10 protein-coding genes are annotated in these 12618 nt (G+C 67.9%); 2 read left to right on the top strand and 8 right to left on the bottom strand.

The genetic code is table 11. The features are described from left to right. Nucleotides 1-104 precede the first annotated feature (104 nt). Together AC07PV_RS04090 and AC07PV_RS04085 are read right to left on the bottom strand one after the other, a co-directional pair. The gene (locus AC07PV_RS04090) at nt 105-641 is read right to left on the bottom strand and encodes a TRAP transporter small permease (protein WP_218297597.1); all 537 of its coding nucleotides are present in this window, start codon (nt 639-641) and stop codon (nt 105-107) included. 9 nt (nt 642-650) lie between these two features. Further along, on the bottom strand, nt 651-1667 hold the full coding sequence (locus tag AC07PV_RS04085) for a TRAP transporter substrate-binding protein (protein ID WP_218297493.1): 1017 nt from the start codon (nt 1665-1667) through the stop codon (nt 651-653). Nucleotides 1668-1839: 172 nt separating this feature from the next. Here AC07PV_RS04085 and AC07PV_RS04080 point away from each other — a divergent pair, with 172 nt between their 5' ends. Next, nucleotides 1840-2370 (top strand): winged helix DNA-binding protein, encoded by a 531-nt coding sequence (locus tag AC07PV_RS04080; RefSeq protein ID WP_218297492.1) that lies wholly within the window; start codon nt 1840-1842, stop codon nt 2368-2370. Between the two features lie 85 nt (nt 2371-2455). Continuing rightward, the gene (locus AC07PV_RS04075) at nt 2456-6106 is read left to right on the top strand and encodes a hydantoinase B/oxoprolinase family protein (RefSeq protein WP_494629501.1); all 3651 of its coding nucleotides are present in this window, start codon (nt 2456-2458) and stop codon (nt 6104-6106) included. A gap of 51 nt (nt 6107-6157) precedes the next feature. On the opposite strand, the gene mnhG is transcribed toward AC07PV_RS04075, so the two are convergent. The 6 genes from mnhG to AC07PV_RS04045 all read right to left on the bottom strand — a co-directional run bounded on the left by mnhG (nt 6158) and on the right by AC07PV_RS04045 (nt 12519). Further along, the gene (gene mnhG / locus AC07PV_RS04070) at nt 6158-6544 is read right to left on the bottom strand and encodes a monovalent cation/H(+) antiporter subunit G (protein WP_218338753.1); all 387 of its coding nucleotides are present in this window, start codon (nt 6542-6544) and stop codon (nt 6158-6160) included. Continuing rightward, nucleotides 6541-6819: a K+/H+ antiporter subunit F gene (locus AC07PV_RS04065; RefSeq protein ID WP_055402533.1), complete on the bottom strand. Its 279-nt coding sequence runs from the start codon at nt 6817-6819 to the stop codon at nt 6541-6543. The genes mnhG and AC07PV_RS04065 overlap by 4 nt, the downstream gene beginning before the upstream one ends. Continuing rightward, entirely contained in the window at nt 6816-7337 is a 522-nt protein-coding gene (locus tag AC07PV_RS04060) for a Na+/H+ antiporter subunit E (protein WP_494629500.1), read from the bottom strand. Before AC07PV_RS04060 ends, AC07PV_RS04065 begins: the two co-directional genes overlap by 4 nt. Then, nucleotides 7334-9055, bottom strand: coding sequence for a monovalent cation/H+ antiporter subunit D (locus tag AC07PV_RS04055; protein WP_255594897.1), 1722 nt, complete (start codon nt 9053-9055; stop codon nt 7334-7336). Before AC07PV_RS04055 ends, AC07PV_RS04060 begins: the two co-directional genes overlap by 4 nt. A gap of 159 nt (nt 9056-9214) precedes the next feature. Beyond that, entirely contained in the window at nt 9215-9580 is a 366-nt protein-coding gene (locus AC07PV_RS04050) for a Na+/H+ antiporter subunit C (protein ID WP_142146595.1), read from the bottom strand. Beyond that, nucleotides 9571-12519 (bottom strand): monovalent cation/H+ antiporter subunit A, encoded by a 2949-nt coding sequence (locus AC07PV_RS04045; protein ID WP_494629498.1) that lies wholly within the window; start codon nt 12517-12519, stop codon nt 9571-9573. The genes AC07PV_RS04050 and AC07PV_RS04045 overlap by 10 nt, the downstream gene beginning before the upstream one ends. Nucleotides 12520-12618: the final 99 nt, after the last annotated feature.

Here is a 12618-nt window from a genome sequence, read left to right as displayed (position 1 = left end):
AAACCGGCGCTGCCAAACGCCAGTGCCACCGTGGAGCCGGCTTCGCCGGGCCACCAGTGGCATCCCCATCGGGGGAAGGCGCGCAGCGCCTCAGGGGGGCTTCTCTAGATATCAGAAGAAAAGTCGCCCTTGGCATGGCGCTCTTCGACGGCGCGCACGAAGGTCGGCACGCCGCCGCGCAGCACGATGATGAATTCATCGACCACGGCCACCCACAGCAGGATGGAGCCGAGCGCGAAGCTCAGCTGCGGAATCCACAGCGGCATGGGCAGGAGGCCCTGGGAGATGTCGTTGAACTCCCAGCTCTCGTAGGTGTAGCTGCAGGCCGCCCACATGAGGTAGCCCACGGCCACGGACCCGATGGCCAGCGACACCACCTCGAGCTGGCGGCAGCGGCGCGGGGACAGCTTTTCCAGCAGCAGCGTCACGCGCACGAAGTCGCCGTGCTTGAAGGCATGCGCCATGGCCAGGAACGCGGCAGCCGCGCAGAACCAGGCCACGATGTCGTTGATGGCACCGGTGCGCAGGCCCAGCTCGCGCATGATGCTCTGCGCGATCATGAGCACGCAGATGAGCGCGATGAATGCCGCGCCCAGTGCGCCGGCGGCGAGGTAGATGCGGTCGAGCCAGCGGCGCAGCATGGTCACGGCTTACTTCTTGGCCGCAGCGGCCGTGGCCGGGCCACCCTTGCGGTAGGCCGCGATGATCGCTTCGCCTTCCGGGCCGGCTTTCTTGAGCCAGTCGGCCAGCATGATCTCGCCCACCTGGCGCATGTCGGCCATGAGCTTGGGCGCGGGGGTGACGATCTTCATGCCTTTTTCAGCGAGGGCCTTCTTGTACCACTCGGTCTTTTCGGCGCTGACCTTCCAGCCGCGAGTCTCGGCTTCGGCCGAGGCCTTGAGCAGGGCGTCCTGGCTGGGCTTGTCGAGCGCGTCGAAGGCCTTCTTGTTCACGATGACCGCGTTCTTGGGCAGCCAGGCCTGGGTGTCGTGAAAGAGCTTGATGCTTTCATAGATCTTGCTGTCGTAGCCCGTGGAGCCGGAGGTCATGGTGGCTTCCACCACGCCCGTGGCCAGGGCCTGCGAGAGTTCCGCCGCCTGGATGGTCACGGGCTGCGCGCCGATCAGCTCGGCGATCTTGGCGGTGGCGGGGCTGTAGGCGCGCCACTTGATGCCGCGCAGGTCGGCCACCGAGGCCAGTTCCTTCTTGGAGTAGATGCCTTGTGGCGGCCAGGCCACGGCATACAGCAGCTTCATGCCCTGCGTGCCCAGCAGCTTGTCCAGCGAGGCCTTCTGCGCGTCGTACAGGCGCTTGGAGTCGGCATACGAGGTGGCCAGGAAGGGAATGCCGTCCACGCCGTACAGCGGGTTTTCGTTCTCGAAGTTGCCCAGCAGGATTTCGCCCGCCGGCGCCTGGCCGCCCTGCACGGCGCGCTTGATTTCGTTGGCCTTGAACAGCGAGGCGTTGGCATGCACGGTGATCTTGAGCTTGCCGGCGGTGGCGGTGTCCACGTCCTTGGCGAACTGCATCAGGTTCTCCGTGTGGAAGTTGCTCACCGGGTAGGCGGCCGCAAGGTCCCATTTGGCCTGGGCCTGGGCCGAGGTGGCAGACATGCCCAGTGCCAGGGCCATTCCCAGGGCAGTGGTGGAGAAGATTCGACGCTTCATGGAGTGCTCCGCAAGGTGGATCGTGGGGGTAAGCCACTGTATAGAAAGCAATCGGCCGTGGCATAGGTGTTTTGCCTAAACGCTGACAAATTGCCAACAAATCATTGTCGAGTTGCCTACAATGGCCTATGCATATCCCGTGCCAGATTCGACTGTTGTGGAGGCGGTGTTCATGAAACCAGGGGCCAAGGCCAAGGGCGATTCCGGTCCGATCGTGTCGTCCGCGCACCTGGTGTCGGCGCAGAGCGCGGAGATGAGCGAGTTCGAGTTCGGGCTCATCGTCGCGGGCAATGCCTTTCACCGCTGGGTGGTGCATTGCATGTCGGCTGCCGGCCTGAAGGACCTGACCCCGCTGGATGTGGTGGTGCTGCACCACGTGACGCACCGCGCGCGCGACAAACGCCTGGCCGACATCTGCTTCATCATGAACGTGGAAGACACGCACCTGGTGAACTACGCGCTCAAGAAGCTGCAGAACCTGGGGGTCGTCGCATCGCAGAAGAATGGCAAGGAAGTGACCTATGCCGCCACCGAATCCGGCCGCGCCTACGTGCAGCGCTACCGCGAGATCCGCGAGAGCTGCCTGATCGATGCGCTGCAGGCGGACGATTCGCTCAACCGCGACATTGGCGAGCTGGCCCGGTTGCTGCGTGTGCTTTCCGGCATGTACGACCAGGCGGCGCGCTCGGCCGCCTCCCTGTGACCCGCGGCACGCACGGTATTTCAATCCAACAATGCTCCTGCGCTTGGTGCACAAGCGCAAACAGCTATCAATAACATAGCAAAAGATGTCCAACCAACCTTCCCCCATGTCCCGCTGGCAGTTCTGGATCGACCGGGGGGGCACCTTCACCGACGTGGTGGGCAAGCGGCCCGACGGCAGCCTGGTCACGCACAAGCTGCTGTCCGAGAACCCCGAGCAGTACAAGGACGCCGCCGTGGCGGGCATCCGCCACCTGCTGGGCCTTGCACCTGGCGAGCCGGTGACGCCCGCACTGGTGGAGTGCGTGAAGATGGGTACCACGGTGGCCACCAACGCGCTGCTGGAGCGCAAGGGCGAGCCCACGCTGCTCATCACCACCAAGGGCTTCAATGATGCGCTGCGCATCGCGTACCAGAACCGTCCGCGTTTGTTCGACCGGTGCATCGTGCTGCCCGAGCTGCTGTACGAGCGCGTGGTCGAGGCGCAGGAGCGCGTGGGCGCGCGCGGCGAGGTGATCGAGCCGCTGGATGAGGCGCACCTCAAGGAACGCCTGTGGGCCGCCTATGACGCGGGCCTGCGCAGCGCAGCCGTCGTGTTCATGCACGGCTACCGCTACACCGCGCACGAAGAGGCCGCCGCGCGCATCGCGCGCGAGGTGGGCTTCACGCAGGTGAGCGCCTCGCACGCCACCAGCCCCATGATGAAGTTCGTGAGCCGGGGCGACACCACCGTGGTGGACGCCTACCTCTCGCCCATCCTGCGCCGCTATGTGGAGCAGGTCGCCCGCGAGATGCCGGGCGTCAAGCTGTTCTTCATGCAATCGTCGGGCGGGCTGACCGATGCGCAGGTGTTCCAGGGCAAGGACGCGATCCTGAGTGGCCCCGCGGGCGGCATCGTGGGCATGGCGCGCACCGCCGGGCTGGCGGGGCACGCCAAGGTGATCGGCTTCGACATGGGCGGCACCTCCACCGACGTGAGCCACTACGCGGGGGAGTTCGAGCGCGAGTTCGAGACCCAGGTGGCCGGCGTGCGCATGCGCGCCCCGATGATGAGCATTCACACCGTGGCCGCCGGTGGCGGTTCCATCCTGGGGTTCGACGGCGCGCGCTTTCGCGTGGGCCCCCAGAGCGCGGGCGCCAACCCCGGCCCCGCCAGCTACCGCCGGGGCGGCCCGCTGGCCGTCACCGACGCCAATGTGATGGTGGGCAAGATCCAGCCCGCGCATTTCCCGAAGGTGTTTGGCCACGGCGCCAACGAGGCGCTGGATGGCGATGCCGTGGTGCAGAAATTTGATGGCCTTGCCACGCAGGCGGGGCGCAAGGCCGAGGATGTCGCCCACGGCTTCATCCAGATCGCCGTGCAGCAGATGGCCAACGCGATCAAGAAGATCAGCGTGGCGCGCGGCTACGACGTGACGCGCTACACGCTGCAATGCTTTGGCGGCGCGGGCGGCCAGCACGCCTGCCTGGTGGCCGATGCCCTGGGCGTGACGCGGGTGTTCGTGCACCCGCTGGCGGGCGTGCTCAGTGCCTACGGCATGGGCCTGGCGGACCAGAACGTGATCCGCGAGCAGGCGGTGGAGGCCAAGTTGGCGCCCGAGGCGTTGACGGGTATCGAAGCCACGCTGGAACAACTGGCCACCACCGCGCGCACCGAGCTGGAGCGCCAGCAGGCGGGTGCAGGCACAGCCGTGGTGCACCGCCGCGTGCACGTGCGCTACGAGGGCAGCGACTCCGCGCTCATCGTCCCGTTGGGCTCGCTGGCCGAAATCACCGCCGCGTTCGAGAACGCCTACCGCCAGCGCTTTGCGTTCCTCATGCAGGGCAAGGGCCTGGTGGTGGAGGCCGTGTCGGTGGAGGCCGTGCTGCCCGGCGACGCGCCCGTGGAGCCGCGCCACACGCTGCAGCCCGCGCGCGAGGTGCCGCGCCGCAGCACCGTGCGCATGTACACCGGCGGCATCGACGGCGTGGCCGCGTGGCATGACGCCGCGCTCGTGGTGCGCGAAGACTTGCGCCCTGGCGATGTGATCCCCGGCCCGGCCATCATTGCCGAGAAGAACGCCACCACCATCGTCGAGCCCGGCTGGGAGGCCCGGCTGACCGAGCTGGACCATCTGCTGCTCGACCGCCGCGTGGCCCGTGCCGTGCAGCATGCGGTGGGCACCACGGTGGACCCGGTGCTGCTCGAAGTGTTCAACAACCTGTTCATGAACATCGCCGAGCAGATGGGGCTGCAGCTGCAGAACACGGCGTACTCGGTGAACATCAAGGAGCGGCTGGACTTCAGTTGCGCGCTGTTCGACACGGCGGGCAACCTGATCGCCAACGCGCCGCACATGCCGGTGCATCTGGGCTCGATGGGTGAGAGCATCAAGACGGTGATCCGCGAGAACGCGGGCAAGATGCAGCCGGGTGATGTGTATGTGCTCAACGACCCGTACCACGGTGGCACGCACTTGCCAGACATCACCGTCATCACGCCGGTCTACCTTGCCGACGAGGCCGCGCCCACGTTCTACGTGGGCAGCCGGGGCCACCACGCCGATGTGGGCGGCACCACACCGGGCTCCATGCCGCCGTTCTCCACGCGCATCGAGGAAGAGGGCGTGCAGATCAACAACGTGAAGCTGGTCGAGCGCGGCGTGCTGCGCGAGGCGGAGATGGTCGCTCTGCTCGAAAGCGGCGAGTACCCCAGCCGCAACCCGCAGCAGAACATGGCCGATTTGCGCGCGCAGATCGCGGCCAACGAAAAGGGCCAGCAGGAGCTGCGCCGCATGGTCGGCGAGTTCGGCCTGGACGTGGTGCTGGCCTACATGCGCCACGTGCAGGACAACGCCGAGGAATCCGTGCGCCGCGTCATCACGCGCCTGAAGGACGGCGCGTTCACGCTGCCGCTGGACAACGGCGCGCAGATCAGCGTGGCCGTGAAGGTGGATGCACAAAGCCGCAGTGCCACCATCGACTTCACCGGCACCAGCGCGCAGCAGACGAACAACTTCAATGCACCCACGGCGGTGTGCATGGCGGCGGTGCTGTATGTGTTCCGCACGCTGGTGGATGACGACATTCCGCTCAACGCGGGGTGCCTGAAGCCGCTCAATGTCATCATCCCGCCCGGCAGCATGCTCAACCCCAACCCGCCGGCCTCGGTGGTGGCGGGCAATGTGGAGACCTCCACCTGCATCACCAATGCGCTGTACGGCGCCCTGGGCCTGATGGCGGCGGGGCAGTGCACCATGAACAACTTCACCTTTGGCAGCACGCGCTACCAGTATTACGAGACGATCTCGGGCGGCAGCGGCGCGGGGGGCGTGTGGGATGCCAACGGGCAATTGGCGGGTGGCTTTGCAGGCACCAGCGTCGTGCAGTGCCACATGACCAACTCGCGCCTGACGGACCCCGAGGTGCTGGAGTTCCGCTTCCCCGTGCGGCTGGAGGGCTACGATATCCGCAAGGGCTCGGGCGGCGCCGGGCAGTGGAAGGGCGGCGACGGTGGCATCCGCCGCGTGCGCTTCCTGGAGCCCATGACGGCCAGCATCCTGTCGAACGGCCGCCACCATGGCGCATTTGGCATGGCGGGCGGCCAGCCGGGTGCCGTGGGCATCAACAAGGTGGTGCGCAGCGATGGCCGAGTGGAGCTGCTGGACCACATCGGCCAGGCCGAGATGCAACCGGGCGACGTGTTTGAAATCCACACGCCGGGCGGCGGCGGATTCGGATCTTCAGGCCAAAAATAGTGATGAAAATGGCCGCTGGCGCTTGTCCATCAAGCGCTGGCAGCTATTAATTCAGGAGTCTTCGGTTTCCTGTGCTGCCCTGGGTTGGCTCAGGCTCGGCGGCACATTCAGCCCCATCTGCCGCGCGCGGAACAGTGCCGCGCGCATCAAGAAGATCGACATGATCGGCACCGTGATCGCCACGAACACGGCGATCAATAGCGCATGCAGCGCCAGGCTGCGGTCGGCCACCGAGAAGTACAGCACCGTGCCATGCATGATCAGCCAGCAGCCCAGCGTGGCGATGATGGCGGGCGCATGCACGCGCTCGAAGAACGTGGGCAGGCGCAGCAGGCCGGTGGAGCCCAGCAGCGCCAGCCCCGCACCCGACAGCACCAGCACGGCCACGATGATTTCGAGCCACAGCGGAAGAACGGCGATGGTGGCGGCTTCGGTCATTCGATCACCTCGCCACGCAGCAAAAACTTGGCCATGGCCATGGAGCCGACAAAACTGAACAGCGCCAGCAGCAGGGCGGCCTCGAAGTAGTTCTTGCTGCCGTACAGCAGGCCCAGCACCAGCATCACCAGCATGCCGCTGAGGTACATGCAGTCGAGCGCCAGCACGCGGTCCTGCGCGGAAGGGCCCTTGAGCAGGCGGATCAGCGCGCAGCCCATGGCCAGGGCCAGCATGAACAGGGCGATGGGCAGGGCCCAATCCAGGATCGGTGTCATTCAAAGATCTCCATCAAGGGGCGTTCGTAGCGCTGCTTGACGCTGGCGGCCATGGCTTCGGCGTCGTCCAGCTCCAGCACGTGCAGCAGCAGCATGCTGCGGTCCAGCGAGAGTTCGGCCCAGGCGGTGCCGGGGGTGATGCAGACGATCGTGGCCAGCACGGCCAGGGCATTGGGGTCGCGCACGTCCAGCGGAATGTGCACGAAGCCCGAGGGGTGCCGCCGGCGGCCCGGCGAGAGCAGCAGGCGCGCCACGGCCAGGTTGGAGCGGGTGGTGTCCGCCACCACCGTGAATGCCAGGCGCAGCACGGCACCGGGTTTGCGGATGCGCACGGGCAACGGGCGCAGCCCGGCCGTGAGCAGCGGGATGGCCAGAGCGAGCACCGTGCCCAGCACGATGTGGCCCGCGCTCAGGCTGCGGTTGAGCAGCAGCCACAGCGCCAGCAGCGCCAGCGAGAGCACGGGGGCGGGCACCAGGCGCTTGAAGGGCCGCTGCACGGGGGTGTTGCGGGGCTTCATGGGGGCGTGGTTCCTTGGGGTGCGGGCGCATCCGCGTGGGGCGGGTTGGGCACCGGCGCGGCGGTCATCACGGCGCGCACATAGGTGGACGGGGCATGCAGCGCGTCGGCCGTGGCCTGGGTGTAGCGCATCACGGCCCCCGCCTGCCATACCAGGGCCGCGCTGGCCAGCAGCAGCAGGGCGATGGGCAGGCCTTCCAGCACCAGCAGCTTGGGGGATGTGCGGTCGTGCGCCGCCCAGAAATGGCGGATGCCAGCGCGCGTGAGCGCCAGCAGCGCGAGCAGGCCCGAACCCACCAGCAGCGCCACCAGCATCCAGCCCGCGGCGCCCAGTTGGAATCCGTGGGATGCCCCCAGGCCCAGCGGATTGAAGAGCGCGTGGACCATGGCGAACTTGCCCACGAAGCCCGGCAGGGGCGGCAGGCCCGCGATGATCAGCGTGCAGGCCATGAACGCCAGCCCCAGGAACGCCGCCGCCGCAGGGATGACCTGGCCGATGAGTGCCTCCTCCTGGTCATCGAGGTTCATGCCTTCGGTGGGCACCAGGTCGGCGGACAGGAACGGGGCGTCGTCGGTCTGCTCGTAGGGGGCGAGGTTGGAGCCGTCGTTGCGCCAGCGGTCGATCAGGTCGGCCAGCAGGAACAGCGCGCTCACGGCCAGCGTGGAGCTGAGCAGGTAGTACAGCAGCCCAGCCGTGAGCAGGTTCTGCCCGAAGCCGACCGCCGCCAGCAGCGTGCCTGACGACAGAATGGCGCTGAAGCCCGCCAGGTGCCCCAGGCGCTGCGAGCCCAGCATGCCGATGGCGCCGAAGGCCATCGTGAGCATGCCGCCGCCGATGAGCCACTGGCCGCCGAACTGGGCCGATTCGCCGGCCTCGGCGCCGAACAGCAGTGTCCACAGCCGCAGCACGCTGTACACGCCCACCTTGGTCATCAGCGCGAACAGCGCCCCCACGGGGGCCGTGGCCGCGCTGTAGGCGGGTACCAGCCAGAAGTTGAGGGGCCATACCGCCGCCTTGATGAGAAAGGCCACCGCGAGGACCGCCGCAGCGGCGTGCAGCAGGCCTCGGTCCGCTGGCGCGACGGCGGCGATGTTCTGCGCCAGGTCGGCCATGTTCAGGGTGCCGGTGATGCCGTAGAGCATGGACACGCCGATCAGGAACAGCGACGAGGCCGCCAGGTTGATGGCGATGTAGTGCAGCCCCGCCGACACGCGCGGGCGGCCCGAGCCGTGCAGCAGCAGGCCGTAGGACGCGGCCAGCATGATCTCGAAGAACACGAACAGGTTGAACAGGTCGGCCGTGAGGAACGCGCCCGCCAGCCCCATGAGCTGGAACTGGAACAGCGGGTGGAAGTGCACCCCCGCGCGGTGCCAGCGCGCCGCCGAGAACAGCACGGTGGCCAGCGCCACGGTGCTGGCGAGCACCAGCATCATGGCGGAGAGCCGGTCGATGCCGAGCACGATGCCGAACGGCGCCGGCCAGTTGCCCGGCAGGTACACCGCCAAGCTGTTGTGAAGGGCGGGGTCCTTGGCCTGCACGAGCAGCAGCACGGCCACCACCAGGCCCAGGAAGGTCGAGGCGATGTTGAGCGTGACCTTGGTGCGCTGGCGCTCCTCGCGCAGCAGCAGCATGAGCCCGGCCGTGAGCAGGGGCAGCGCGATGGGCGCCAGGATCAGGTGCGGCATCAGCCGCTCCAGTAGGAGGTGCACGGATGTCATGTCAGGACTCCATGGCGCTGCGCATGAAAAGGGCGCGCCTCAGGCCAGGGCAGCCGAGCCAGGGCCGCCCCGCCGCGAGGGCTGCGTCCCCCTGCCCGCAGCGCACAGCGCTGCGAGATCGGGGGGAAGCGGCGAAGCCGCTCAGGGGGGTGTTCTTCATCATGGCATTTCCTGCACGTCTTTGCCCTTGGTGCCGTCCACATGGTCGGTGCCCGCCATGCCGCGCGATGCCAGCAGCACCACGAGGAAGAGGGCGGTCATGGCGAAGCCGATCACGATGGCCGTGAGCGTGAGCGCCTGGGGCATGGGGTCGGCGTAGTGGGCCAGGTCCTGGGGCAGGCCGGGCTGCAGCACGGGCTCCTTGTCGATGGCCAGGCCCAGGCGGCCCATGCTGAAGATGAAGAGGTTGACGGCGTACGACAGCAGCGACAGGCCCATGATGATCTGGAAGGTGCGGGGGCGCAGCAGCAGCCACACGCCCGAGCCGGTGAGCACGCCGATGGCCAGGGCCAGAATCAGTTCCATGGGCCTTCTCCCTGTGTCGCCGCGGCGGCCTGCACCTCATCGGCCGTGCGTGCGTTGTTGTAGCGGTGGCTGCGCACCGACTGGTGGGCGATGCCGGTGAGGATGAGCATGGTCGAGCCCACCACCAGCGTGAACACGCCGATGTCGAAGAACAGCGCGCTGGCCACGTGCACCTCGCCCACCCAGGGCAGGTGCAGGTGGGCCGTGTGGCTGGTCAGGAAGGGGTAGCCCCAGGCCCAGGCCCCCAGGCCGGTGGCCAGCGCGACCAGCAGGCCCACGCCGATCCAGCGGCGCGGGTACAGGGGCAGGTGGGCTTCGACCCACGAGGTGCCCGAGACGATGTACTGCAGCAGCAGCGCCACCGAGAACACCAGCCCCGCCACGAAGCCGCCGCCGGGCTCGTTGTGCCCGCGCATGAACAGGTACATGGACACGAGGGTCGCGAACGGCAGCATCAGCCGCACCAGCACGGCGGGCACCATGAGGTAGCCCACGGCGGTGTCGGCGGTCTGGCGCGGGTTGGACAGGTCGGTGTCCACATCGGCGGGCAGCGTGCGCTGCTGGGGCGGCAGGTCCATCACCTCGCGCGCGGGCCGAAAGCGCCGCAGCAGCGCATACACCGTCAGGGCCACGATGCCCAGCACCACGATCTCGCCAAAGGTGTCGAAGCCCCGGAAGTCCACCAGCATCACGTTGACGACATTGGTGCCCCCGCCTTCGCTGAGCGCGCGCTCCAGGAAGAAGGTGGAGGTGCTGTCGGGGAAGGGCCGGCTCATCATCGCGAACGACAGCAGGGCCATGCCCGCACCCGTGGTCAGCGCCAGCGCCATGTCGCGGTAGCGGCGCAGCTGGGTGCGGCGCTCTTCGGCCAGCGTGGGCTTGCGCAGGGCCTCGTCGCGGCGCGGCAGCCAGCGCAGGCCCAGCAGGATGAGGATGGTCGTCACGATCTCCACCACGATCTGCGTGAGCGCCAGGTCGGGGGCTGAAAACCAGAGGAAGGTCAGGCACACGCACAGCCCCGCGCCACCCAGCAGCGTGAGTGCCGCCAGCCGGTGGTACTTGGCCTGCCAGGCAGCCGCCATGGCGCACAGCCCGCCCAGCAGCCACAGCAGCGCGAAGGCCGGAGACAGCGGCAGCTGCGCCCGGTCGCCAATGGGCAGGCCACGAGCCCACAGGGGCAGCACGCAGGCCACCAGCGCGGCACTCACCAGCCACAGCATCTGCCACTGCAGCCGCCCGGTGCCCAGCATCCGGCGGCCATGGCGGCCCCACTGGGTGACGGCCGCCAGGGTGCCTTCGAACAGCCGCTGGCCGCTGATGTGGTGCATGACCGGCGGCGCATCCAGCACGCCTTTTTCGCGCTGCCAGCGCAGCAGGGCATACAGCGCGATGCCCCCGCCCAGGGCCACCAGGCTCATCACGAACGGTGTGTTGAACCCGTGCCAGACCGCCAGGCTGTAGGTGGGCAGCTCGCCCCCCACTACCGGCCGCGCGGCCGCGGCCAGGTAGGCGCCCACGGACCAGGCAGGCAGCGTGCCCACCACCAGGCAGGCCAGCACGAGCAGTTCCACCGGCACCCGCATCCAGTGCGGCGGCTCGTGGGGTGGGCGCGGCAGGTCGGTGGCGGGCGGGCCCCAGAACACATCCACCGTGAAGCGCAGCGAATACGCCACGCTGAACATGCCCGCCACGGTGGCGGCCACGGGCAGCAGCCATTCCAGCATCGGCGTGGTGTTCACGTACACCGTTTCGGCAAAGAACATTTCCTTGGACAGGAAGCCGTTGAGCAGCGGCACGCCGGCCATCGCCGCGCTGGCCACCATGGCCAGCGTGGCGGTGATGGGCATCATCGTGCGCAGGCCCGACAGGCGGCGGATGTCGCGCGTGCCACTTTCATGGTCCACGATGCCCACGGCCATGAACAGCGAAGCCTTGAAGGTGGCGTGGTTCATGATGTGGAACACGGCGGCCACGGCGGCCAGCGGGCTGTTCAGGCCGAGCAGCAGGGTGATGAGCCCGAGGTGCGAGATGGTCGAATAGGCCAGCAGGCCCTTGAGGTCGTTCTGGAACATGGCCGCGTAGCCACCCACCAGCAGCGTGCAAAGGCCCGCCCCCCCCACCAGCCAGAACCATGCCTCGGTGCCCGCGAGCGCGGGCCACATCCGCGCCAGCAAGAACACGCCCGCCTTGACCATGGTGGCCGAGTGCAGGTACGCCGACACAGGCGTGGGCGCGGCCATGGCGTGGGGCAGCCAGAAGTGGAACGGGAACTGCGCGCTCTTGGTCAGCGCACCCAGCAGGATCAGCACCAGCGCGGTCAGGTACAGCGGGTGCGCCTTGATCAGTGCGCCGGCGGCCAGCACGTGGTCGAGGTCGTAGCTGCCCACGATGTGGCCCAGCACCAGCATGCCGGCCAGCATGCACAGGCCGCCCGTGCCCGTGACCGTGAGCGCCATGCGTGCCCCACGCCGCGCATCCTTGCGGTGGTGCCAGTAGCCGATCAGCAGGAAGGAGAACAGGCTGGTCAGCTCCCAGAAGAACGCGATCTGGATGATGTTGCCCGACAGCACCACGCCCGCCATCGCACCCATGAACGCCAGGAAGAACGCAAAAAAGCGCGGCACCGGGTCGGCCGCCGACATGTAGTAGCGCGCATACAGCACCACCAGGCTGCCCACGCCCAGCACCAGCATGCAGAACATCCACGCGAAACCGTCCATGCGGATGACCAGGTTCAGGCCCAGCGCGGGCAGCCACTCGATCTCCTGCCGCAATACGCCGCCGTCGGCGATCTCGGGAAAACACAGCGCGACCTGCACGGTGCAGAACACGGCGATCAGCCCCGCCAGCGTGGACTCGGTGTTGCGCGCATTGGCGGGCAGCACGGCCGCCAGAAGGCTGCCGATGAAGGGAAGGAGAATGAGGGTGATCAGGGGCATGCGCGAACAATTTTAGGGGTTCGCTCCAAAGCCCCTGCCCGGGCCTTGCCGTTGTGCAGCCGGTGGGTACAAAAAGACAAGCCCGCCGAGGCGGGCCTG

Source organism: Acidovorax sp. GW821-FHT09A11, from assembly GCF_059418365.1.
Note: the sequence above shows the minus strand (reverse complement) of the source record. Positions and strands in the feature narration are given on the sequence as shown.

Coding starts and splice junctions, on each gene's coding strand:
- AC07PV_RS04085 (WP_218297493.1), bottom strand. CDS start 1,667: ATGAAGCGTCGAATCTTCTCCACCACTGCCCTGGGAATGGCCCTGGCA.
- AC07PV_RS04075 (WP_494629501.1), top strand. CDS start 2,456: ATGTCCAACCAACCTTCCCCCATGTCCCGCTGGCAGTTCTGGATCGAC.
- AC07PV_RS04060 (WP_494629500.1), bottom strand. CDS start 7,337: ATGAAGCCCCGCAACACCCCCGTGCAGCGGCCCTTCAAGCGCCTGGTG.
- AC07PV_RS04065 (WP_055402533.1), bottom strand. CDS start 6,819: ATGACACCGATCCTGGATTGGGCCCTGCCCATCGCCCTGTTCATGCTG.
- AC07PV_RS04045 (WP_494629498.1), bottom strand. CDS start 12,519: ATGCCCCTGATCACCCTCATTCTCCTTCCCTTCATCGGCAGCCTTCTG.
- AC07PV_RS04050 (WP_142146595.1), bottom strand. CDS start 9,580: ATGGAACTGATTCTGGCCCTGGCCATCGGCGTGCTCACCGGCTCGGGC.
- AC07PV_RS04090 (WP_218297597.1), bottom strand. CDS start 641: ATGCTGCGCCGCTGGCTCGACCGCATCTACCTCGCCGCCGGCGCACTG.
- mnhG (WP_218338753.1), bottom strand. CDS start 6,544: ATGACCGAAGCCGCCACCATCGCCGTTCTTCCGCTGTGGCTCGAAATC.
- AC07PV_RS04080 (WP_218297492.1), top strand. CDS start 1,840: ATGAAACCAGGGGCCAAGGCCAAGGGCGATTCCGGTCCGATCGTGTCG.
- AC07PV_RS04055 (WP_255594897.1), bottom strand. CDS start 9,055: ATGACATCCGTGCACCTCCTACTGGAGCGGCTGATGCCGCACCTGATC.